Source organism: Flavobacterium sp. AED (assembly GCF_000812945.1).
Taxonomy (GTDB): Bacteria; Bacteroidota; Bacteroidia; order Flavobacteriales; family Flavobacteriaceae; genus Flavobacterium.
This window is the reverse complement of sequence record NZ_JSYM01000001.1, coordinates 1,914,083-1,937,960: the sequence shown is the minus strand read 5'-3', so window position 1 is coordinate 1,937,960 and position 23,878 is coordinate 1,914,083. Positions and strand designations below refer to the sequence as shown.

Annotated in this window: 17 protein-coding genes; 8 read left to right on the top strand and 9 right to left on the bottom strand. The window is 33.2% G+C overall.

The window, feature by feature from the left end; all coding sequences use genetic code 11:
* Positions 1-20: 20 nt before the first annotated feature.
* Positions 21-569, bottom strand: coding sequence for a GNAT family N-acetyltransferase (locus OA85_RS08510; protein WP_039109088.1), 549 nt, complete (start codon positions 567-569; stop codon positions 21-23).
* A gap of 226 nt (positions 570-795) precedes the next feature.
* Positions 796-1,578 carry a diaminopimelate epimerase gene (dapF, locus tag OA85_RS08500; protein WP_039109468.1) on the bottom strand — a complete coding sequence of 261 codons (783 nt, stop codon included), beginning with the start codon at positions 1,576-1,578 and terminating at the stop codon, positions 796-798.
* A 136-nt stretch (positions 1,579-1,714) separates the two neighbouring features.
* On the opposite strand from dapF, the gene OA85_RS08495 reads away from it, so the two are divergent.
* Together OA85_RS08495 and OA85_RS08490 are read left to right on the top strand one after the other, a co-directional pair.
* Positions 1,715-3,115, top strand: coding sequence for a trypsin-like peptidase domain-containing protein (locus OA85_RS08495; protein WP_039109467.1), 1,401 nt, complete (start codon positions 1,715-1,717; stop codon positions 3,113-3,115).
* A gap of 153 nt (positions 3,116-3,268) precedes the next feature.
* Positions 3,269-4,711, top strand: coding sequence for a glyceraldehyde-3-phosphate dehydrogenase (locus OA85_RS08490; RefSeq protein ID WP_039109086.1), 1,443 nt, complete (start codon positions 3,269-3,271; stop codon positions 4,709-4,711).
* 194 nt (positions 4,712-4,905) lie between these two features.
* Here OA85_RS08490 and OA85_RS08485 read toward each other — a convergent pair whose 3' ends face one another.
* A complete protein-coding gene (locus tag OA85_RS08485; RefSeq protein ID WP_039109085.1) occupies positions 4,906-5,364 on the bottom strand; it encodes an Lrp/AsnC family transcriptional regulator in 459 nt (152 codons plus the stop codon).
* 200 nt (positions 5,365-5,564) lie between these two features.
* On the opposite strand from OA85_RS08485, the gene ald reads away from it, so the two are divergent.
* On the top strand, positions 5,565-6,689 hold the full coding sequence (ald, locus tag OA85_RS08480; protein ID WP_039109084.1) for an alanine dehydrogenase: 1,125 nt from the start codon (positions 5,565-5,567) through the stop codon (positions 6,687-6,689).
* Positions 6,690-6,881: 192 nt separating this feature from the next.
* On the opposite strand, the gene OA85_RS08475 is transcribed toward ald, so the two are convergent.
* Positions 6,882-8,291, bottom strand: a complete 1,410-nt coding sequence (locus tag OA85_RS08475) for an APC family permease (protein ID WP_039109083.1) — start codon at positions 8,289-8,291, stop codon at positions 6,882-6,884.
* 429 nt (positions 8,292-8,720) lie between these two features.
* On the opposite strand from OA85_RS08475, the gene OA85_RS08470 reads away from it, so the two are divergent.
* The 4 genes from OA85_RS08470 (at position 8,721) to OA85_RS08455 (ending at position 14,171) form a co-directional block, all read left to right on the top strand.
* Entirely contained in the window at positions 8,721-12,182 is a 3,462-nt protein-coding gene (locus OA85_RS08470; RefSeq protein WP_039109082.1) for a DEAD/DEAH box helicase, read from the top strand.
* Between the two features lie 5 nt (positions 12,183-12,187).
* On the top strand, positions 12,188-12,931 hold the full coding sequence (locus tag OA85_RS08465; protein WP_039109081.1) for an alpha-ketoglutarate-dependent dioxygenase AlkB: 744 nt from the start codon (positions 12,188-12,190) through the stop codon (positions 12,929-12,931).
* A gap of 335 nt (positions 12,932-13,266) precedes the next feature.
* Positions 13,267-13,608 carry a type II toxin-antitoxin system HigB family toxin gene (locus tag OA85_RS08460; protein ID WP_035670479.1) on the top strand — a complete coding sequence of 114 codons (342 nt, stop codon included), beginning with the start codon at positions 13,267-13,269 and terminating at the stop codon, positions 13,606-13,608.
* A gap of 2 nt (positions 13,609-13,610) precedes the next feature.
* Entirely contained in the window at positions 13,611-14,171 is a 561-nt protein-coding gene (locus OA85_RS08455; protein WP_039109080.1) for a helix-turn-helix domain-containing protein, read from the top strand.
* 143 nt (positions 14,172-14,314) lie between these two features.
* Here OA85_RS08455 and OA85_RS08450 read toward each other — a convergent pair whose 3' ends face one another.
* A complete protein-coding gene (locus OA85_RS08450; protein ID WP_039109079.1) occupies positions 14,315-14,542 on the bottom strand; it encodes a CDGSH iron-sulfur domain-containing protein in 228 nt (75 codons plus the stop codon).
* A gap of 445 nt (positions 14,543-14,987) precedes the next feature.
* On the opposite strand from OA85_RS08450, the gene OA85_RS08445 reads away from it, so the two are divergent.
* Positions 14,988-15,440 (top strand): VOC family protein, encoded by a 453-nt coding sequence (locus OA85_RS08445; RefSeq protein ID WP_231557089.1) that lies wholly within the window; start codon positions 14,988-14,990, stop codon positions 15,438-15,440.
* Positions 15,441-15,749: 309 nt separating this feature from the next.
* Here OA85_RS08445 and OA85_RS08440 read toward each other — a convergent pair whose 3' ends face one another.
* The 4 genes from OA85_RS08440 to OA85_RS08425 all read right to left on the bottom strand — a co-directional run bounded on the left by OA85_RS08440 (position 15,750) and on the right by OA85_RS08425 (position 23,631).
* Entirely contained in the window at positions 15,750-17,234 is a 1,485-nt protein-coding gene (locus OA85_RS08440; RefSeq protein ID WP_039109078.1) for a peptidoglycan endopeptidase, read from the bottom strand.
* A 713-nt stretch (positions 17,235-17,947) separates the two neighbouring features.
* Positions 17,948-18,268: a hypothetical protein gene (locus OA85_RS08435; RefSeq protein WP_039109077.1), complete on the bottom strand. Its 321-nt coding sequence runs from the start codon at positions 18,266-18,268 to the stop codon at positions 17,948-17,950.
* 201 nt (positions 18,269-18,469) lie between these two features.
* Positions 18,470-20,737 (bottom strand): aconitate hydratase, encoded by a 2,268-nt coding sequence (locus OA85_RS08430; protein WP_039109076.1) that lies wholly within the window; start codon positions 20,735-20,737, stop codon positions 18,470-18,472.
* A 122-nt stretch (positions 20,738-20,859) separates the two neighbouring features.
* Positions 20,860-23,631 (bottom strand): bifunctional aconitate hydratase 2/2-methylisocitrate dehydratase, encoded by a 2,772-nt coding sequence (locus OA85_RS08425; protein WP_039109075.1) that lies wholly within the window; start codon positions 23,629-23,631, stop codon positions 20,860-20,862.
* Between the last annotated feature and the right edge of the window lie 247 nt (positions 23,632-23,878).

The following is a 23,878-nucleotide window of genomic DNA, read 5'->3' as shown; positions in this document are numbered from 1 at the left end:
ATAATTATTTTTTAAAATTGCTACGCCAGTTCGCTGACGTTCGTGTGATTAATTAATTGAAAAACAGCTTCGTCTTTATAAATGCCGTTAACTAAATTCCAATCTTTTTTTACTCCTATATTTTGGAAACCAAATTTAATAAAAAGAGCGGTACTTGCTACATTTTCAGTGCCAATATTTGCATATAATTGATGTAGATTAAGATGATGAAAAGCATACCGAATTAATAGTCCTAATGCTTCAGAACCAATATTCTGTTTGCGATTTTCACTGCCTTGAATTACAATCCCAACTCCTGCCCGATTATTCTTTGGATCAAAATCAAATAAATCGATTAATCCCAAAGCCGGAAAATCCTGATCCTGACAAATGGCTAATCGCAATTGCTTGGCTTCATAAATATCCTGATGCGCATTTTCCAAATATTGCTTTACCAAAAACCGACTGTAAGGCGTATGCGTATTACTCACTTCCCAGATACTTTGGTCGTTTTCAATAGCGTAAACAAACTCCAAATCATTGGGTTCAAGTGCACGAATGTAGATGTTCTCGCCTTTTAATGTTATCATTTTAAATAATTACGAATTACTAACCAATTTATCAAAAACAGCAACAAGTAAAATTATCATCACAATAGGAATAAGTAAATAACCAATCATTGAACGATATTTATCGTAATAATTCATTTTTGAAAATCCACCTTTCTTGAATTGAGAATAAACAAGAAAACAACAAAAAAATAATAACAAAACTAAAATTGGTAAATCTGGCGTTTTCATAATTCCTAATTCGTAATTATATTTCTATTTGTCCTTTAAAAACAAACTCCGCAGGTCCTTTCAAGAAAACATTAGTAAACTGTCCATCCTTTTTGTCAAAAGAGACAACTAATTTCCCTCCTTCAACATTCAAATCTATCGAATTCGCTTTTGTTTCTCCTAATGCATTCATCGCGATTGCTACTGCAGTTGCTCCGGTTCCGCAAGCTAAAGTTTCATCTTCAACACCTCTTTCATATGTTCTTAATGAAAAGGTAGTTTCATCTATTTTTTTTACAAAATTGATGTTACTTCCTTGTTTCCCATATAATTCACCGTATCGAATACTCGCTCCGTTTTCTTTGACATTATAGTGCTCTAAATCTTCCACTAATTGTATGTGATGCGGAGAACCCGTATTCATAAACACATATTCTGGAGTGATTTTCACGTCTTCGACATCTATCATTTGTAATGAAACTATTCCATTATCAGCAACTGAGGCATGATGCAAACCATCTGTCGCTATAAAAGTAGTATTATCTTCAATAACGTTTAGCTTTTTGGCGAAAGCCACTAAACATCTTCCACCGTTCCCACACATGGAACTTTGATTCCCATCTGAATTGTAATACACCATTTTGAAATCGGTCTCAGGGTCATTTTCTAATAAAATAAGTCCGTCTCCTCCTATCCCAAAACGTCTGTCGCATAAGTGGGCTATAAGTTGAGTATTGTCTTTTGGAAAAATTCCCTGACGGTTATCAATCATCACGAAATCATTTCCTGTTCCTTGGTATTTATAAAATTCTATTTGCATTTTCTTTGAATTGAGAGATACAAAAGTACGAACTATTAATGAAATGTTAATCATTGTTAAAGAGCGTTAAACTGTTTTTCAAAAAAATAAATTAACGCTATTTTTACTTTAAAATAATTTAAAAATGAATTCTAATATGAAACGATTTTCAACACTGTTTTTAATATCATTGCTGAGTGGAGCCGTAACATTAGGGGCTTACAAATTATTATTTGACAATGATGGCTATTTCTCGAATAACAAAAACTCAATCACTACCGTCGCCTCTGATTCGTATGGAAAACGCGTGGGATTATCAGCCGAAAATGTTGATTTTACCGAAGCTGCCGAAAAGACCATTCATACCGTGGTTCACGTAAAAAATGTTTCTCGCAAAACTGTTATTAATCCAATGCTTGAATACTTTTATGGCTACGGAGGACAGCAGCAACAAGAACAAGTGGGAACGGGTTCTGGTGTAATTATTTCTGAAGATGGTTATATCGTGACTAACAATCACGTGATAAAAGATGCTTCGGAAATTGAAATCACTTTGAACAATAAAAAATCATATAAAGCAAAACTCATTGGAACCGATTCTAAAATGGACATTGCTTTATTAAAAATCGATGCTGACGAAAAGTTACCGTATACTGTTTTTGCCAATTCTGATTCGGTAAAAATTGGCGAATGGGTTTTGGCAGTAGGAAATCCGTATAACTTAACCTCTACGGTAACTGCTGGAATTGTTTCTGCAAAAGCAAGAGATTTGGGCACTAGCGGCATTCAATCTTTCATACAAACAGACGCTGCAGTAAATCCTGGAAATAGCGGTGGTGCATTGGTAAATACCCGTGGAGAACTAATTGGCATCAACACGATGATTTCATCCATGACAGGTTCTTATGTTGGTTATTCTTTTGCCGTTCCATCAAATATTGCCCGAAAAATAATCGAAGACCTTATGGAATTTGGTAATGTACAAAGAGGAATTCTTGGAGTTGAAGGCGGAGAATTAAATGATATCGCTTCCAAAGAATTGAAAATTTCCCAAACACAAGGTTTTTATATCAGTAAGGTAACCAAAAATTCCGGTGCCGAAAAATCCGGACTTACAAAAGGAGATATTATCGTAAAACTAGATGACCAAAATGTAGCTACTTATGCTGATCTTTCTGGGTATATCAACACCAAAAGACCTAATGATAAAGTTCAGGTAACGATTATCAGAGATGGAAAAAATAGAATTATACCTGTAGTTTTGAGCAAAAATGAATTTTTCAGTACTGAATTCAAAGGATTGGAATTGGAAAACATAGACGCCACAGACAAAAAGAAATTCCATCTGGACTATGGGGTAAGAATCAGATCCATTACCAATGACAATCTGAAACAATATGAAGAAGAACTCAAAGGAAATATTATTTTGAGCATCGATAATATAAAGGCAACTGATATAGAAACAGTCTCTAAACTTTTGGACAAAAAAGACGAAAGTCAAAGCATCCGAATTGAAATGATAAATAAAAACGGAGAAACTATCAGAATTATAATCTAAAAACTTATAATGCAAAAACTAAAGCCATCTTGGAAAACCAAGGTGGCTTTTTTATTTTAAAAATAAATCATAAAATAGCTTACGAAATCGATTGAAATAGGTAATTTTGCGCAAAATTTAAAAAAATCATTAATTTATTTTACAAATTTTCACATGAGCATTACATACGAAAAAGAAGTTTCTTTTCAAGCCGACAGACGACGTGCAGGAGTAGAATTGATCAAAATCATCAGTGATTTATGGTATGACAAATCAATTGAAATGGTTTTATTTAGAAATCAATTAATTGACAGAAACGTAAGCGAAATCATCAACTTGCATGACTATGCGGGTGAATTTGTGGGAAAACCAATTTCTGTATTTGATTCAGTAGAAATAGCCAGAGCTGTTTTAGAATTGGATTTACCACCTTCAAAACTGGATATTGGTAAACTTACTTATGAATATCGTTTGGAAGATGAAAAATATCCCGACACAAGGCATTTTGTGATTGACAAATTAAAAGACGCTAAAAACTCTGAGGAAATTCAACCTAAAGATGTAGTGTTATATGGTTTTGGTAGAATTGGACGATTACTGGCACGTGAGTTACTTTCGAAAACAGGAAAAGGAAATCAATTGCGATTGAGAGCCATTGTAACTCGTGATAAAAACGACGCAACTTCTCTAGAAAAAAGAGCTTCTTTATTGCGTTATGATTCTATTCATGGCGATTTTCAAGGATCGGTTGTTGCTGACACAAAAAATAATGCTTTGATAATTAATGGCACAACCGTTCACATTATTACAGCAAATGTGCCCGAAGAAATTGATTATACACTTTACGGAATCAACAATGCTTTGGTTATTGATAATACTGGCGCTTTCACTACCCATGAAGCTTTAAGCAGGCATTTAGTTTCGAAAGGTACCGATAAAGTCTTGCTTACCGCTCCTGGAAAAGGAGTTCCAAATATCGTTCATGGCGTAAACCAAAACGAATACAATCCAGATGAAATAAACATTTTTTCGGCCGCATCCTGTACAACGAATGCGATAACACCAATCTTGAAAGCCGTTGAAGATACTTTAGGCGTTGTAAAAGGACATTTAGAAACGATTCATGCCTATACTAACGACCAAAATTTGGTTGATAATATGCATAAAAAATACCGTCGCGGAAGAGCAGCAGCTCTAAACATGGTAATCACCGAAACGGGCGCAGGCAGTGCTGTTGCAAAAGCATTACCATCACTTGAAGGAAAACTGACTTCTAATGCCATAAGAGTGCCGGTTCCTAATGGTTCATTAGTGGTTCTAAATCTTGAAGTTTCAAGAACAACTTCAATTCAGGAAATTAATGCCATCATGAAAAAATATGCTTTAGAGGGTGAATTGGTAGAACAAATCAAATACTCCTTGAATAACGAATTGGTTTCATCGGATATTGTAGGTACTTCGGCACCGTCAATTTATGACAGTAATGCAACGATTGTTTCTAATGACGGAAAAAATATTGTCTTATACATTTGGTATGACAACGAATATGGTTACAGTCACCAAGTAATCCGATTGGCAAAATACATTGCTAAAGTAAGACGTTTTACGTATTACTAGCATTTAGATTACAGGTTGTGCGTTGCCTTTTTTTAGTTTTTAGTTTTTTTTTTAGTTTTAGATAATAGCAACCCAACCTGAATTAAATAGAAAATCCGTCTTGATTTATCGGGACGGATTTTTTTGTTTTAAACTGAATCATCTGTGTTCCTTTTTTTTAGCTTTTTAGAACACATTCAGAACAAACCTATAATTTAAATCGGCAAAACAGTAGTACTCTTTACTTCCGAAATAATAAAAAAACTGTTAATCAAAGAAACCTCCGGCAAAATCGACAATTTTTTCTGATGAAAATGATGGTAACTTTCCATATCCGGCAATACAATTTTCAACATATAATCAAAACTTCCCGAAACAAAATTACATTCCACCACTTCGGGTAAATTCAGTATCGCTTGATTGAATCCTTCTGAGATATCATAGGTCTGTTTTACAAGTGTCACCTGGCAATATACCGTCAGGTTTTTACCTAGTTTCTTTTTATTCAAAATCGAAACATACTTCTCAATAATACCTTCTTTTTCCAAACGTTTTACCCTGTCATGAACCGGTGTCAGCGAAAGGTTGATTTGGTTGGCAATATCTTTCAAGGTCAAATGCGCATCTTCCTGAAGAAGGCGTAAGATTTTTTTGTCAGTTTCGTCCAGTATCATAATTTATTGATTCTTTTTTTAGGTCTAAAAGCAGTTTTTTTTTCTTTTTAGAAATATAAAAAAACTTATATTCAGAAAAATTTAATGCTAAATTACTAAATAAAATTAATATTTTCTTAATTAAATAGCATATAGCAATAATATTTTCTTTATATATAAATTTGTAATGCAATTAAATTCAAACATTTAAACACAACACTATGATAATCGGAATTCCTAAAGAAATCAAAAATAACGAAAACCGTGTAGCACTTACTCCCGCAGGTGTTGCCGAATTCAAAAAACAAGGTCATATCGTTTATGTACAAGCAAGTGCTGGTGAAAATAGTGGTTTTAGCGACAAAGCATATGCTGAGGCTGGAGCAGAATTATTGCCAACAATTGAAGACGTTTACAGCATTGCTGAAATGATAATCAAAGTAAAAGAGCCTATCGCTTCTGAATATCCTTTGATCAAAAAAGACCAACTATTATTCACCTATTTCCACTTCGCCTCATCGGAACCGTTGACTCATGCTATGATTGAGCGTGGTGCAGTATGTTTAGCTTATGAAACTGTTGAAAAAGCAGACCGTAGCTTGCCTTTATTAGTACCCATGTCAGAAGTGGCAGGTCGTATGTCAATTCAGGAAGGTGCTAAATATTTAGAGAAACCATTGAAAGGAAAAGGAATCCTTTTAGGTGGCGTTCCGGGAGTTCCTCCTGCTAAAGTATTAGTATTGGGTGGTGGAATCGTAGGAACACAAGCAGCAAAAATGGCAGCAGGTTTTGGTGCTCAAGTAACCATTATGGATGTAAGCTTAGCGCGTTTGCGTTATTTATCGGATGTGATGCCAGCTAATGTTACCACAATTATCTCCAATCATTACAATATCCGTGAAGCAATTGCAACTGCTGATTTAGTTATTGGAGCCGTTTTAATTCCAGGAGCCAAAGCACCGCATTTAATCACTCGTGACATGTTGAAATTAATGAGTCCGGGTACAGTAGTAGTTGACGTAGCTGTAGATCAAGGAGGCTGTATCGAAACATGTACACCTACAACACACGAAAACCCAACTTTTATCATAGACGATATTGTACATTACTGTGTGGCTAATATGCCAGGCGCAGTCCCTTATACTTCAACATTGGCGCTTACAAATGCTACTTTACCTTACGCGTTGCAATTAGCAAACAAAGGATGGCAAAAAGCTTGTGCCGAAAATGAAGAATTGAAAAAAGGATTGAACATTGCTAACGGAAAAATCCTTTACAAAGGAGTTGCCGAAGCTTGGAATCTGCCTTTTCATGAAGAGTTAGTGTTAGAAAACGCAGTTATCTAACATTAAACAAGTGCTTACTACACTAGAAAAACCCGTCTTGGTCTCAAGACGGGTTTTCTGTTTTTATAGTATAAATTAAAGTATTTTAGGCGCGACCCTCCGTAAAAACTTCGGGTCGGGCTACTCACTGCAAACAAGTTCACTGAAATCTGCTTAAAATGAAACCTGCAAACGGAGAATGATCATTAAAAACTACTCCTTCGGTTTAGTCAAATAATACACCGGAATTCCAATTAACATTATAAAAACGCCCCAACCACAAGTACTTGTTTTTGTAATCAATAATGTAATCGAGATTATACTAGAAATTACAATAAAAAACATTGGCAAAAATGGATAACCAAAAGCTTTGTAAGGTCTCTCTGCATTAGGCATTTTTTTGCGCAGGATAAAAATTCCGTAAATGGTAAGTATGTAAAATATCAAAACAATAATAACCACAAAGTCTAATAACGCTCCATATTTTCCGGTTAAACACAAAGTCGAAGCCCAAATACACTGAGCCCATAATGCCCATTCCGGAACACTTGCACTATTAAGATTTGCCGCTTTTTTAAAAAAAACGCCGTCTTTTGCCATCGTATAATAAACTCTTGCTCCAGCCATAATCAATCCATTGTTGCAGGCAAAAGTCGAAATCATAATCATCACTGCAATGATTAAAGTCCCCATACCCCCAAAAATTACCTGTGATGCCACAACGGCAACCCGGTCAGATTTTGCCGTTGCAATATCTTGCAAAGGAAGAACAGCAATATACATCACGTTAGCCATGGTATAAATAAACCCAACAATTAACGTTCCCAGAAAAAGACTTAGACCTACATTTCGTTTGGGATTTTTAATTTCTTCAGCGATAAAAGTAACACCTTCCCAAGCCACACTTGAAAATTGGGAACCCACAAAAGCAGCCACAAATCCAGATAATAATGCCGTGCCACTAATTGGAAGCCAAGAACCATTAGATACATCAAGCGCTTTTGAATCCCAAGCATGAGTCCAATTGGCATTCCAAATCTCAGCTTTGGCACCTAGAATAAAGCCAAAAATAATTAATCCCAATAATGATGAAATTTTGATAACCGTCAAAACAGTTTGTAAAATTTTACTGTTTTTTACCCCTCGACTATTGATATAAGTAAGCAAAATAATAGTAATGATAGAAACAATTTGTGCCGCATTGAGCTTGAAATAACCCATTTCAAAAAGAATATTTTCATCGCTCAAAGGTGCATAAATATAGGCTGCAAATTTTGAAAAAGCCACACCCACAGCTGCAATTGTACCCGTTTGTATCACGGCAAAGAAACTCCAACCATATAAAAATCCTATCAATTTTCCGTAAGCTTCTTTGATATAAACATATTGTCCTCCCGCTTTGGGAAACATCGCACTCAACTCGCCATAACTAACCGCTGCTACAATGGTAAGCAAAGCGGTAAGCACCCAGATAGCAATGAGCCAACCGGCAGAACCTACTTGGCGCACCATATCCGAGCTTACAATAAATATCCCCGAACCTATCATAGAACCCACCACAAGCATGGTTCCATCAAGCAATCCTAATTCTCTTTTAAAATCTTCTGGTTTTTCGTCTTCCATATTTTTTGTTTTTGGGGTTTTGGTTTTAGTTGGCTAAAGATATACTTTTTTTGGAAATTTAAGAAAATAGCCGAAGAGATGATAAATAAATAGATGATTGAGAACAAAAAACTATTTATTTGGGCGTGCCCCTCCGTAAAAACTTTAGGTCGTGCTGTACGCTATATCTTTATTTTCTTAAAGAAAGAAAATAAAGGATGTCGCTTCCATCACTCACGCAGACTGTAATAACAATGGCATTCATTTATTTCATTAAAAATTTGTAAGAAAATTTTAATATATTTGAGAAAGTATAAAACGAAAAGAAACCTTCGCCAATCCCCCCAAATAGGGTATGCTTTGAGAAAGTTTGTTTTGGGTATATATAAGTTATGCGACACTTTAAAAAGACGACATACACAAAATTACCAACCATAAGTAAATTTATAAATGACAGGATTACAAAATATTATTGAGACTGCTTATAAAAATTTGCCAAGTGAAAAAAAATTAAAACCTTGGTCGTATATAAATCACGGAGTTGGTTTGTTAAAAAATGAAGATGAGTTAAATTGTTACTTATCCGCATATGGTAAAATGCACGAAGAAAAAATACATTCAGCATTATCTACTTTAACTAATATTGAAGAAATTTTTGGAGGACAATATCAGGTAATTGACTGGGGTTGCGGTCAAGGATTAGCGTCTTTATGTTTGCTCGATTATTTAAAAGAAAACACGAAACCTAATAATCCAAAAAAAATAATACTCATAGAGCCATCTAAACCTGCAATAACTAAGGCTAATGATTACCTTAAGGCAAGTTTAGATAATAATACAAAAGTTCAGTTAGTAGATAAAACACTTGATGATATTATTCTATCTGATATAAAAATTACAGAACCAATTACAATAAATTTCTTTTCAAATATCCTTGATATAGAATCTATAAATTTAGAAAAGCTAACAAGTTTAATTAAAAGCAATTTAAATGGAGAGCAATACTTTATTTGTGTTGGGCCTTTAAATGCAACTTCAACTCGTATAGATGAATTTGCAAAACTCTTAAATTTCACAGAGAAACAAATTATTGGAAAAGAAAATGGGAAACTAAAAACTACAAGAGGAACAATTAAATTGCTAGTCTTTAAAATAAAAGGAAACGAAATACAAATTATTAAATCTATATATTATCCACCGATGCCAACAAATAAAAACTATTTACATATTTTACAAAAAGAACTGAACAAGATTAATACAAACGCATTAAGTAATATTGATAAAATCATAGAATACTATAAACAAGTAGTTTTTTTAGAACAAATTAAAGAACCTGCAATTGAACAGTTTTATAGCTATAACTATGAAATAAATGAAAGCAATGAGATTGTTGTGGATTTAGAAAGCAACATAAATTTTCTTTCCATTTTCAAAAGTAATATAAAAGAAAAGTTTCCAAAAGACTTAAATATATCAATTGAAATAGAAATTAATTCAAAAAAATATGCCGTACTAAATTACACATATCTTTTTGACGATATTAAAGACATTAACACTACTTCTGAAAAGGTAAAACTTAAACTATCCGATTTTGAAATTAACTATGGTGTTTTATCAAATTTTGAAAAAAGCGAAGAAGAGATTGACGAAATTCAAAAATTAATAAAAGAGCAAAATAATTTAGAAAATATAATTAATGTTTTCAAAGAAAAAATTGATAATAATCTAACTTTTGCTAACAATATATCTTTTGCATTAAGTTCTAAAAACCCTGCATTAAGTCAAATTTATTCTGAATTAAAAAAAATAAATAGACAAAATGTAAAAGATGGAAGTTTACTATATAACTTTTTGCTTAATTCATCAATCGACAACAAAATAGATAATCTTACAGAAGATGACTTGATACAATTAAGCGTTATGGACGACAGCCAAAAAAAGGCTGTTCTAACTGCTTTCAATAATAAATTAACCGTGATAACAGGTCCTCCTGGTAGCGGAAAAACACAAGTAATATCAAATATTTTGGCAAATGCAGTAATGCAAAACAAAAAAATTCTTGTAGCAAGCAAGAATAACCAAGCGGTGGACAATGTAAAAAGCAGATTTGAAAGGGATAATAATTCTGGCTTTTTCTTAAGATTTGGAAATAAACAAATATTAGAAAACACAACACTACCCGACATAAATAAAATTAGTGTTATTAAACCCGATTTAGAAGATAATTCAATTCAAATAAAAATAGCCCAAGACAAACTAAATGAAAAAAGGAAAGTCAAAAGTGAAAACAAAAGAAAGCTTGAATTAAGAAACGAACTCCAAAGAAAACTGCCCGAACTCACTAAACTTTTTGAAAACTTAAATATTGAAATTCAAAATTTAAGTAGCCAAAATCCTTTATTGGAGCTGTTCAGAATAAATCATCAAATTAGTACTATTGATACTTATTCTTCTCAATTAAAGAAATCCAAAAACACTTTAGAATTAAAGTATTCTGGATTAGGCAAACTTTGGTTTGATTGGTTTAAAAAACGAAAAATCGCTTCTGAATTTCTAAATTCTATAAACGAATTCCCAATTGAATTTAGAAATTATTTCAAGAATATAAGTCTTCCTAATCAGATAGAAGAATTTAGGAATGGAACAGTAATTATTAATGCTTATAAAAAAACGATTGATTCTTTAGAATCAATTATCAATTACATAAATAATTATACTAAAAAAGATAATGAACTAAAAAAGAACCAGCAAGAAATTGCAACTATTAATAATAAAATAGCTGAAATAAATGCTAACGAACAAGAAATAAGAAAGACTATTGCATCTTGCGAAGATGAAATAATAAAGTTGAGTAAAATAGTACTTAAAGAAAAAATTGAAAATAAATTATTCAATGCTTCTTTATCACATATCAATAATTACAAAGATTATCTTCCTAATAATATCCCTTGGAGGTATGAAGAAATATCCCAATTTGAAAATACAACTAAAAATTTTTTAGAAATTTTTAATATTAATTGTGTCACTAGTTTGTCAGCAAAAGCATCATTGCCATTAACTACCGAGCTATTCGATATGGTTATAATAGATGAAGCGTCACAATGTGATATAGCTTCAGCAATTTCTTTGATTTTAAGAGCAAAACAATTAGTGGTAATAGGCGACCCATTACAATTAAAACACATTTCTGCATTAAATAAATTTGAAGAAGAAAAAATAAAAGAACATCTTCAATTAAGTAGTTCAGTGTATTTAAAATATAAAGAAAAATCTTTGTGGGATTATAGTGAATCTTTTTTAGCCAATGCCAAAAACAATTCAACAACTGTAAATATTGACAAGCATTATAGATGCCATCCTGAAATTATTGGATATTCAAATGAAGCTTTTTATATTCCCAAACGTAATCTTAATTTGGAAATTTGTACAAATGAAAATCAATTTCAAATAACACCCAAAGGAATGATTTGGGAAGATGTTGTAGGGACTCAAAGAGCAGACAATATTAATATCAACGATGCAGAAATTGCTAAATCTATAGAAATAGCAACCAAAATAGCAAATAGTAACCCAAATATTTCAATTGGTATTGTAACACCATTTAGACATCAAGCAATAGAATTGCACAATAAAATCCCAGTAAATTTAAAATCAAGAATAGTTGCAGATACTGTTTATAAATTTCAAGGGGACGAAAAAGATATAATGATTTTCAGTTTAGTTGTTACCAATAACTCTCCAAATTCTAAAATAAATTGGATTGATAACGTAGTGCCAGAATCTGTAAATGTAGCTATTACACGTGCCAGAAATACCATTTATATTGTTGGTAATAAAGAATATATAAAATCTAAATCGACACTTCAAAAACCACTTGGCAAGTTGGTTGATTATGCTGGAAACTTAAACTAACATTTATGGACTTATTCAATTTATCTAGTCAAAACTTTCCTTTTCAAATTCCAAATATGGAAGGGTTTCGTTGTGAATTTAATCAGGATTTGAATGGATATATTATCAATGTACCTAATGGTGAAATCATTTATATCGAGCATTTTTTTGATAAGAAAATAAGCGACAGGACTTTAGAGTATTTTTTAGAAAATGATTTATTTGATTGGAAGATTGCAAATTGGAGAGAATTTGATAAAGAAAGTCTGTCAAATGTAAAATTCAAAAATATAAATTGGCATCACGACAAGTTAAATATGTATGGCAAAGAACTTTTCCTGCCTCGATATTCAGCTTGGTATGGTGATAGCGATAAACCTTACACTTATTCAGGTATAACTTTGCAACCAAATAATTGGAATAAAGGTCTATTATATATTAAAGAACAAATTGAAAAATTAGCAATGGTTAAATTTAACAGTGTTCTAATGAATTGGTATAGAGATGGCGAAGATTATATAAATTGGCATACTGACGCTGAAAAAGAGTTAGGAAACAATCCAATAATTGGTTCGATTAACTTTGGTGCAACAAGACGATTTTTACTTAGAAGAAACGATGACCATTCTGTTAAAATTGAATTTCCATTAAAACACGGCACTTTGTTAATAATGAGAGGAGAACTACAGCATCATTGGCAACATAGTGTGCCTAAAGAAAAAAAAATAAAGGAGACAAGGATAAATCTAACATTTAGAATAATAAAGTAATAGAGAAAATGGGCGATTACACAATCGTTGTTGAAGTAGTTTATCGACTACTGTTGGAATTCCCAAGAGCCGGAACTTTCCGCCTCCTTTTGGAATCTCCATTACAAGAATGAGCTTAATTTAACTCGATCGCTCGGATGTTTCTAATCGTACCTAGATATAGCCTGGAAATCTTTTCCGTACCCACTATGATTGTCAAGATTTGATTACGAAGATGAGTTAGCACAAAAACCAAATAAGAAATCCTAACTTATACTTTACTATTTATAGACCATTTAAAATTAATATATTAGTTTGGTTTTATTCCGAACTTTTTTTTATATTTGTATACGCTTATGAGATTAATCGGAAAAAATAGATTAACAAAACTAAAAGTAAAGAATCTTGGAAACAAACCTTTATGTACTGCAATTGATATTTTAATTTCGGATATTGAAAATAACAATTGGAAGAATGAGACTGAACTGAAGACCATTAGAAACGATGCTGATTGTGTTCATAAAGATGGCTTTTACTTTTTTGATATCGCAATACATCGAACAATGATTTTATTGGAGTTTGACGAAGACGGAGAAGCAACAATTATATGGACGGGTGACCACCAAGATTATGAAAGAACATTTAAAAACAATAAAAAGACTATTGAAAAATGGTTGAAATCACGTAATCACGTATAGCCATGAAAACACATTTTGACATTGAAGAATTTGTTCTTAAAGGTAAAATAGAAAATGAATTAGATTTTGAAAGAGCATTAATCGCTGATAGAAAATTACGTATTCTTTCCAAAGAATCCGTTCATTTTAAAACTTTAAGAAAAAAGTTAAGAGACATTATTGAAATATATGAAACCAATAATTGGTCTGATGAAAATGCAATAGATGAGAATAAAATTAAAGAAAGTGATATTGCAGAACTAATTGCCGAAAAAGAAAGAGAATTCATAGAAAACAGGAAGACTACAATCAAAAATAAACTAAAAAATCTTAATCTTAATCAACAAGAATTAGGATCTATTCTAGGACATAAAAGTAAAACTCACATGTCAGAATTAATGAATGGAATTAGCCCTTTTTCTTTAAAAGACTTAATTCTGATTAATCGATTATTAAAAATTGACATTAGTGAATTAATCCCCGTTTTCTTACCTAAAAGCGAACAAATTAGAGTGAAAAACGCAATTTTAAAATTGAATAAACCAAAAATAAAATTGACAACTGACGATTTAATTTTCGCATAAAACAGTATCCGACCATGAAGATATACTTCCTTATTCGATAGCCCGAAAATCTTTTCCGTGTCCACAATGAAGAAACGCAAAACATAAAAAAAGCTACAATGAAGTAGCTTTTTTTATTGATTGAAAGTAAAAAACAGTATTTCTTATTTAGTTTTCATTGGTGGCAAGTCAAAAGCTGCTGCTTCATGTTCAAAATTGTTTCGGTGTGAACCATCACAAAAAGGCTTGTTGGATGACAACCCACAACGACAAAGACCCAATGCGGTTCTTCCTTCCAGTCCATAAACATTTCCTTCACTGTCCATTATTTCGAAATCACCTTCTATTTTTATAGATCCATTGCGATTAACTATTAATTTAGTCTTACTCATAAAGTCTTTTTTAATTTTTTTGAGTTCAAAGATTGCAAAATATATCCTTACGGTTTAGAAATAGTGCTTTTTTTTATGATGCAAAAGGCTAATTTACATTAATTCTATATTATGTAAAATGCAAATTAGGAAGCAATAGTCGCCAACTGAAACAAATTAAATCTGATACCAAATCGATTACAACCAGGTCGCACGGATATGACAGCACACAACCAAATATATTTCACTGCAAGGAGAACATGGATTGTTTGGGTATAGTAAATTACCTAACAAGAAACCATAAAATCAAAATATTGAATTATTAATTTATTTAATCTGCCAGACGACTAAACTTAATACTAGGTTTAGTATTTTAAAATTTTAGCAGGAATAATTTATTACGTACTTTTAGCTGCTGACACAAAGTCAAAAAGCTATCTAACGAAAAACCAAAATTAAATAACCAATGAAAAAACTAACATTCTTAGTACTTGCCTTTATATTTACCGGATCGATCTGGGCGCAGGATTCTTTTACTTTGAAAATGGATCACGCGGCACTTTCAGTAAAAGACTTGGATCGCTCTGTAGATTTTTACACCAATGTTCTAAAATTAAAAGAAATTACTAATCTTACCAGAAAAGAAGGCATTCGTTGGATTTCTTTAGGAGATGGAAAAGAGCTGCATCTCGTTTCTACTATTAAAGAACCTGTCACAATAAACAAAGCAGTGCATCTTGCTTTTAAAACCGTCAACTTTGACGCATTGGTAAAAGTACTCGAAAATAGAAACATCACTTATTCTGACTGGCCCGGAGAGCTTCATAAAATCATGGTTCGCGCTGATGACATCAAACAAGTTTATTTCCAGGATCCTGATGGCTATTGGATTGAAGTAAACAGTGTAAAACAGGAGTAAACAGTAAAATCCATACCTTTTCTCCTTATTAGAAAATACAGCCAAGAGAAGCTATAAAAATCGTTACTTCACTACCATTATCACAAAAACCACACACCTCTTTTAACTAGATGTGTGAAAGATGATACTTTTCTTTTAAATTATGTAATGTTTTCTTCGTGTATGTTGTGCAACTTTGTATCATAGATTTCAGTTTTCTTTTGAACTAAATAAAGTGAATAAACATAGGAATAATAAGAAACAAAAAACTCCTCAGTTACCTGAAGAGTTTCCATTATATAAGAAGTAATTATCTTTTCTAAAGTTTGATTATTGCAGAACACGATTGATTTGAGTTAATTTTTTTTCATAATATTTCTCTTTAACAGATGAAATCACTACTCCTCCACCTACTGAGGCATGAATGAATTTAATTTCTCCATCGCAAACTTCAACTACCATCCCAACATGATTGATACGGCTTCTGCCATTAGTTTTAAAGAAAATTAAATCGCCTTTTTGAGCATCTTCAGTATTGACTACGACTCCTAAACGAGATTGCTCTAAGGAAGTTCTAGGCAATTTAATATCGAAAGCACCAAAAGTAGTACACATCAAACCGGAACAGTCAAAACCTGATTTTGAAGTGCCACCTGATTGGTATCGTGTTCCAATATTAGCCGAAGCGGTTTCTATCAATTGATCTAAAAAATCTGGATTAGAAGCTGGTTTTATAAAACTTTTAAATTCACTATTATTATCCGCAGTTTGATTGTCCTCATTAGTAATCTCCGGATTTTTGAATTCTATTTTCTTCTTTTCTGAGTTTAAAACTACTGCATTTTCACCCGAAGAATTAGCTGGATGAATGCTTAATTTATAACCAACTGGAAAATTATTTTTAATTTCTGGATTTTGCTTTTCTAGTTCTTTAACCGTAATCCCATATTGTTTAGCAATCCCATACTTAGTTTCTTTAGGCATCACTTCCCGTACAATATTTTCAGATGTAGCACTAGAAGTTTCGATTTGTTGCGGTGCAACTACTAATTCTGACTTTGGTGAAATTATCGGCTGAGGAATAACTTTAGGCTCTTCTTGAACCAATACTTTCTCTTCTTTAGGTACAACTGCTATTTCAGTTTTTAAAATTGCGTTTGCAGGAATATTGATTTTTTGCCCCACTCTTAGTGATTTGACTCCTATTGTTGGATTGGCTTTATCTAATTCCTTGATTGTGATTCCGTATTTTCTTGCGATAGAATATTTAGATTCTTTTGGTAGTACTTCAATTGATGTAACTTCTGTAATGGGATTTTCAGTTTCAGTAATCTGAGGTTCTACTGGTACTGATGCTTTTTGTGAAGACTTTTTTGTTTGGGGAGCAACTGCTATTTCAGTTGAAATTGCGTTGGCGGGGATTGCAATTTTTTGACCTATTTTTAATCCTGAAGTTTCTAATGTAGGATTAACTTCGTTTAATTCTTTTACTGTAACTCCGTATTGTTTTGCGATTCCGTAAAGTGTTTCTTTGGCAAGTACTTCGTGTTCTTTCTCTTGATAATTTATCGCAATCTTAGATTTGGTATTGGTATTTTTTGTAGCAGTAACAGGGATTAATAATACTGAATTGAGTTTTAATAGATTCTTGGCTTTTGGATTCAGTTTATAGATTTCACTTTGTTTTACATCATATTTCTCTGCAATGCTCGAAATGGTCTCCCCTTTTACGATGGTATGTTTCTTAGTACTTTCCTGAGAAAAAAGTACCATACAATTCAATAAAAATAATGTTACAACTAATCTTAAACTCATATTCATTTATTTCAAATTACTTACCCCATTTTATTCTCCTTAGCAATTTCGGGATATAATTATTAAATCTCGCTAGGTCTGTTTTCAACTATTTTTAATTTTTAAAAAATGTGTAAAAAATTCTTAGCTCTTTTCAAAAAAGAGGGCAAGAATAAGATCATTTTAAAATATAATTGAATTTTTGTTCGAATTGCGAAAGCAACTTAAACACTAACGCGGTACAATCCTAATGTATTGTTGCGCTAAAAATAAATATTCTAATGAAGTGATGATTTGTATTTACAATCAAAAAAGGCTTCACTGAAAAATTTATCTTCAAAAAAGCTAATTTAAGTTATAAAATTTAAAAAACAATATTTTTTTTTGATTTTAACGTGTAAAAAAAAGAAAACGCCTATTTTTCAACATTTTTTTGGTCTTTTTAGAACAAAAAATTCCATTTTATTTAAAATGATACTATTCACTTCTTTTTTTTTAAATCGTAAAATCCAAAAGAAATCGCCTCCCCGATTTCTAGCCCTGATGAAAGTGGAAAGCCTTTTGAAATAGAATTGCATTTTTTTCCTGAGAAAAAAGAGCGACCGGCGGAAGCTCCTTTTTTCTCAGGAAAAAAGCAATTCCATGAAAAAGCTTGAAGCGGTCAGCAGGAAATAGCTCCAAAAAAAAACCACCTCATTTTATATGAAGTGGTGCTTTTAATTCTTTCGCTTTCTTTACATTACATGAACATCATGCCATTTTTCTGCAAGTTTACTGAGGTTAGCCCGCATTAAATCATCAGGAGTCATTGCAATCCTAAACTCGCAATTCGCTTCAAAATTTAAAAACCAAGGTTCAGCAATTGATGGAATAGCGGAAGCATCAGGAACTTCAACTACCATAACTGCACCTCGATTACCGTCTTGTTCAGAAAAATAAATACTCTCTGGTTTAATATCTTCAATCACTCGACTGATGATCTCACCTGCTGTACCATTTCTAGCCATTGAGTTGAAAGGCTCAATAGGGAAGATAACATTAACTAACATTCTCATCGCAATTAGATTTAAAATTAATAGTGACTAAAGATACAAAATAGCGCAATTACTTTAAACATCAACATACTTATTATCAATATTTTAACTTACATTTAATAGGTTTTAAAATAAAGAATACCGCTCTTCGAAGAAAACTCCATGAAACAAAAAACTCCCAAGTTGCCTTGAGAGTTTTGAATATAAAATATTTTAATTTACTTATGCATTACTAGCAGCAGCAATTAAGTTTAATGCTGAACCAGCAACGAACCAACCAATTTGCCCTTCGTTATAAGTATGGTTTGCCAAGATGATATCTTTGGTTCCATCCGCGTGAACGAATTCTAATGTTAATGGTTTTCCTGGAGCAAAATCTACTAAATCTGTGAAGTTGATAACGTCATCTTCTTGGATTTTATCGTAATCTGCTTCGTTAGCAAATGTCAATCCTAAAAGACCTTGTTTTTTAAGGTTTGTTTCGTGGATACGAGCAAATGATTTTACTAATACCGCTTGAACACCTAAGAAACGAGGCTCCATAGCTGCATGCTCACGAGAAGAACCTTCTCCATAATTGTGATCTCCCACAACAATAGATGGAACTCCAGCTGCTTTGTAAGCACGTGCAACTGCAGGGACTGCATCATACGCACCAGTTAATTGGTTTTTAACCGAATTGGTTTTATCATTGAAAGCATTAACTGCTCCAATCAACATATTGTTAGAAATATTATCTAAGTGACCACGAAAACGCAACCAAGGTCCAGCCATAGAAATATGATCTGTAGTACATTTTCCGAAAGCTTTGATCAATAATTTAGCTCCTGAAATATTTTTACCGTCCCAAGGTTGGAATGGCGCCAATAATTGCAAACGATCTGAGGTTTCGCTAACTACGATTTGAACTCCTGATCCATCAGCAGCTGGTGCTTGAAATCCTGCATCTTCTACAGCAAATCCTTTTTTAGGCAATTCATCACCATAAGGAGCGCTCAATTTCACTTCTTCCCCATTATCGTTGATTAAAGTATCAGTAATAGGATTGAAATCCAAACGCCCTGAAATTGCTAAAGCAGCAACCATTTCTGGTGACGTTACAAAAGCGTGTGTGTTTGGGTTACCATCTGCACGTTTAGAAAAGTTACGGTTGAAAGAGTGAACGATTGTGTTTTTTTCTCCTTTATCAGCTCCAGCTCTATCCCACTGTCCGATACATGGTCCACAAGCATTTGTAAATACTTTGGTTCCCATTTTTTCGAAAGTAGCGATGATTCCATCTCTTTCAATAGTATATCTAATTTGCTCCGAACCTGGGTTGATACCGAATTCAGCTTTTGGACTGATTCCTAATTCAACAGCTTGATTTACGATAGACGCAGCACGAGCCATATCTTCGTAAGAAGAGTTCGTACAAGAACCGATTAATCCCCATTCAACTTTAATTGGCCATCCGTTAGCAGCAGCCTCTTCTTTCATTTTAGAAACCGGCGTACCTCTGTCCGGAGTAAAAGGACCATTAATGTGTGGCTCTAATTCAGAAAGGTTAATTTCGATAACTTGATCAAAATAAGTTGCTGGATCAGCATATACTTCTGGGTCAGCAGTTAAGTAAGAAGCTACTTTATCAGCAGCATCTACTACATCTTGACGACCTGTTGCAGAAAGGTATCTTCTCATTGACTCGTCATAACCAAATGTAGATGTGGTAGCTCCAATTTCGGCACCCATATTACAAATAGTTCCTTTTCCGGTACAAGACATTGAAGTAGCTCCTTCTCCAAAATATTCAACAATAGCTCCTGTTCCACCTTTTACAGTAAGAATATCAGCTACTTTAAGGATAACGTCTTTTGGTGCAGTCCAACCAGAAAGTTTTCCAGTTAATTTTACACCTATTAATTTTGGAAATTTTAATTCCCAAGACATTCCTGACATTACATCTACTGCATCAGCTCCACCAACACCAATTGCCAGCATCCCTAATCCACCTGCATTTACAGTATGTGAATCAGTACCAATCATCAAACCTCCAGGGAATGCATAATTCTCCAAAACGATTTGGTGAATAATTCCTGAACCCGGTTTCCAAAAACCAATTCCGTATTTATCAGATACTGAAGAAAGAAAATCAAAAACCTCTTTAGATTGTTTATTTGCTGCAGCTAAATCAAATTCAGCTCCATTTTTAGCCAAAATCAAATGATCACAGTGAACCGTTGTAGGAACTGCCACCGTTTTCTTTCCTGCATGCATAAATTGCAATAATGCCATTTGAGCTGTTGCATCTTGACAAGCAACTCTGTCTGGAGCAAAATCAACATAATCAACTCCTCTTCCGTATGCTTGCTTAGCAACGCCATCCCAAAGATGACTATATAAAATTTTCTCTGTTAAAGTAAGTGGACGACCAACTATCTCACGTGCTGCATCAACACGACTAGTCATGTTCGCATACACTTTTTTAATCATTTCAATATCAAAAGCCATAAGATTTATATATAATTGTTACTATTCTATTTTAAACATACAAGATACAAAAAAATAGAGTATAAAAAAAGCCTGAGTCATTAGACTCAGGCTTTTACATTATAATTAACTAATTATGTGAATTATTTAACTAATAACTTATGAGAAGGCGCAAACTTAGTTAGATTGATACCTTCCACAGCAGTTTTATATTCTTCTATTGTTGGAGTTCTACCAAGGATTGTAGATAAAACTACAACCGGTGTAGAGGAAAGTAATGATTCTCCTTTTTTACCTTCAGTATCTTCTACGACTCTTCCTTGGAAAAGACGAGTAGATGTTGCCATTACAGTATCTCCTTTTGCCGCTTTTTCTTGGTTACCCATACAAAGGTTACAACCAGGACGCTCTAGATATAGCATGTTTTCGTATGACGTACGTGCTGCCGCTTTAGGAACATTATCGTCGAATTCGAAACCAGAGTATTTTTGTAAAATTTCCCAATCACCTTCTGCTTTTAATTCATCAACAATGTTATAAGTAGGAGGAGCTACAACTAGTGGCGCTTTGAACTCTACTTTACCTTCTTGTTCATCAATATTCTTAAGCATATGCGCTAGAATTTTCATATCTCCCTTGTGAACCATACAAGAACCAATAAATCCAAGATCTACTTTTTTAACTCCTCCATAGAAAGATAAAGGTCTGATGGTATCGTGCGTATATCTTTTAGAAACATCCGCATTATTAACATCTGGATCTGCAATCATTGGCTCAGCAATCTGATCCAAATCAACAACAACTTCAGCGTAATATTTAGCGTTTGCATCAGGTCTTAGGGCTGGTTTCTCACCTGATATAATCTCGGCGATTCTCTTATCAGCTATAGCAATCAATCCTTTAAGAACTTGATTTTTATTATCCATTCCCTTGTCAATCATGATCTGAATTCTACCCTTCGCAATCTCTAAAGATTCAATCAAGGTGTAATCCTCAGAAATACAGATAGAAGCTTTTGCTTTCATTTCTGCAGTCCAGTCTGTAAATGTAAAGGCTTGATCCGCATTAAGAGTTCCTAAGTGAACTTCAATAATTCTTCCTTGGAATACATTTTCTCCACCAAATGTTTTAAGCATTTGAGATTGTGTAGCATGAACCACATCACGGAAATCCATATACCCTTTCATATCTCCTTTGAAAGTTACTTTCACAGATTCCGGAATTGGCATTGAAGCTTCTCCTGTAGCCAATGCAAGAGCAACTGTTCCTGAGTCAGCACCAAAAGCAACACCTTTGGACATTCTTGTATGAGAGTCACCACCAATGATGATAGCCCACTCGTTTACAGTAATATCATTAAGTACTTTGTGAATTACATCAGTCATGGAGTGATAAACGCCTTCCGGGTCACGAGCTGTGATCAATCCGAAATCGTTCATAAATTTCATTAATCTAGGAATATTTGCTTTGGATTTATTATCCCAAACTGAAGCAGTGTGACAACCTGATTGGTAAGCACCGTCAACGATTGGAGAAATCACAGTAGCAGCCATAGACTCTAATTCCTGAGAAGTCATCAAACCAGTTGTATCTTGTGAACCAACAATATTTACGGTAACACGAACATCAGAACCAGCGTGCAAAACTTTACCTGGAGTTGTACCAACCGCATTTTTATTAAATATTTTTTCTACAGCTGTAAGACCTTGTCCTTCAACAGAAACTTCTTTTGACGGAGCATATACAGGTACAATATCAATACCAAGAGTCTTTGATGCAAATGTTTGCAATTTTTTTCCAAAAACAATAGCATAAGACCCACCAGCTTTTATAAATTCAATTTTCTGAGGCGTGAATGCTTTAGAAATATCAATTAATTCTTTATCACCGTTATAAAGTTTTTTTGTCTTTGTATTGATTGTAAGAACTGTACCAGTAGCAACAGAATAAACCTCCTCTAGAATAGGGTCACCGCTTTCATTACGAAGAACGTTACCATTTTCATCTAATTTTTTTACCCAGTTTTTAAGGTCAAGACCAATACCACCAGTAACATCAACAGTCGTTAGGAAAATCGGAGAAATACCGTTTGTTCCTGCCACGATTGGAGCAATATTAATAAATGGAACATAAGGACTTGCTTGTTTTCCACTCCAAAGCGCCACGTTGTTTACACCTGACATTCTTGAAGAACCAACACCCATCGTACCTTTTTCAGCGATTAACATTACGCTCTTATCTGGATTAGCTGCTGCTAATGCTTTGATTTCAGCTTGTGCTTCAGGAGAAATTAAACATTTTCCATGCAATTCACGATCTGAACGTGAATGTGCTTGATTTCCTGGAGAAAGTAAATCAGTTGAAATATCTCCTTCACCAGCAATAAAAGTAACTACCTTAATTTCTTCTGCTATTTCTGGTAATTTAGTAAAGAACTCAGCCTTAGCATAGCTCTCTAGAATTGCTGTCGCTATTCCATTACCGCTTTTGAAAGCAGCTTCTAAACGATCTGTATCTGCTTCATAAAGAAAAACTTGTGTCTTTAAAACTTCCGCAGCATCTTTTGCAATAGCAACATCATTACCTAAAGCTAAATCAAGCAATACGGCTATAGAAGTTCCACCTTTCATATGTGACAATAATTCTAAAGCAAAAACAGGCGAAATTTCAGCAACTACTGATTCACCTAGAATAATTTCTTTTAAAAAATTAGCTTTTACATTGGCCGCAGGAGTAGTTCCTGGAACAACATTGTAAATAAAGAAGTTAAGAGAATCTGCTCTGTACTCGTTATTTAAATCTTTAATTTGCGCAATGATTTCGCTTAACAATTCGGCACCATCAATTGGCTTGGGATGAAGTCCCTGAATTTTTCGTTCTTCGATCTCCTTGATGTAATCGTTATAAGTGTTCATAATGATGTATTTTCAATGTTATATGGCATATTTCCTTGATTATTTCAAAATAAAAAAGCCATAATATTAGTTTTTTTTATTTGTAGCGCAAATTTAAGAATTAAAGATGAGAATTAAAAAAAATTTAATGGACACAGCCTTTTGAAAAATTATTATTGCAAAAAAACAGATTACACTGCATTAAATTGAGAAAACAATAGTTTTTTATGTCAAATAATAAAAAATCAACAATATAGCTTCTTTTTTC

Excerpts from the sequence above, each read along its gene's own strand:
- OA85_RS08465 (WP_039109081.1), top strand. The coding sequence starts at position 12,188 with ATGGACTTATTCAATTTATCTAGTCAAAACTTTCCTTTTCAAATTCCA.
- OA85_RS08490 (WP_039109086.1), top strand. The coding sequence starts at position 3,269 with ATGAGCATTACATACGAAAAAGAAGTTTCTTTTCAAGCCGACAGACGA.
- ald (WP_039109084.1), top strand. The coding sequence starts at position 5,565 with ATGATAATCGGAATTCCTAAAGAAATCAAAAATAACGAAAACCGTGTA.
- OA85_RS08435 (WP_039109077.1), bottom strand. The coding sequence starts at position 18,268 with ATGAGAATGTTAGTTAATGTTATCTTCCCTATTGAGCCTTTCAACTCA.
- OA85_RS08460 (WP_035670479.1), top strand. The coding sequence starts at position 13,267 with ATGAGATTAATCGGAAAAAATAGATTAACAAAACTAAAAGTAAAGAAT.
- OA85_RS08440 (WP_039109078.1), bottom strand. The coding sequence starts at position 17,234 with ATGAGTTTAAGATTAGTTGTAACATTATTTTTATTGAATTGTATGGTA.
- OA85_RS08430 (WP_039109076.1), bottom strand. The coding sequence starts at position 20,737 with ATGGCTTTTGATATTGAAATGATTAAAAAAGTGTATGCGAACATGACT.
- OA85_RS08445 (WP_231557089.1), top strand. The coding sequence starts at position 14,988 with ATGAAAAAACTAACATTCTTAGTACTTGCCTTTATATTTACCGGATCG.
- OA85_RS08495 (WP_039109467.1), top strand. The coding sequence starts at position 1,715 with ATGAAACGATTTTCAACACTGTTTTTAATATCATTGCTGAGTGGAGCC.
- OA85_RS08425 (WP_039109075.1), bottom strand. The coding sequence starts at position 23,631 with ATGAACACTTATAACGATTACATCAAGGAGATCGAAGAACGAAAAATT.
- OA85_RS08470 (WP_039109082.1), top strand. The coding sequence starts at position 8,721 with ATGACAGGATTACAAAATATTATTGAGACTGCTTATAAAAATTTGCCA.
- OA85_RS08450 (WP_039109079.1), bottom strand. The coding sequence starts at position 14,542 with ATGAGTAAGACTAAATTAATAGTTAATCGCAATGGATCTATAAAAATA.
- OA85_RS08485 (WP_039109085.1), bottom strand. The coding sequence starts at position 5,364 with ATGATACTGGACGAAACTGACAAAAAAATCTTACGCCTTCTTCAGGAA.
- OA85_RS08475 (WP_039109083.1), bottom strand. The coding sequence starts at position 8,291 with ATGGAAGACGAAAAACCAGAAGATTTTAAAAGAGAATTAGGATTGCTT.
- OA85_RS08510 (WP_039109088.1), bottom strand. The coding sequence starts at position 569 with ATGATAACATTAAAAGGCGAGAACATCTACATTCGTGCACTTGAACCC.
- OA85_RS08455 (WP_039109080.1), top strand. The coding sequence starts at position 13,611 with ATGAAAACACATTTTGACATTGAAGAATTTGTTCTTAAAGGTAAAATA.
- dapF (WP_039109468.1), bottom strand. The coding sequence starts at position 1,578 with ATGCAAATAGAATTTTATAAATACCAAGGAACAGGAAATGATTTCGTG.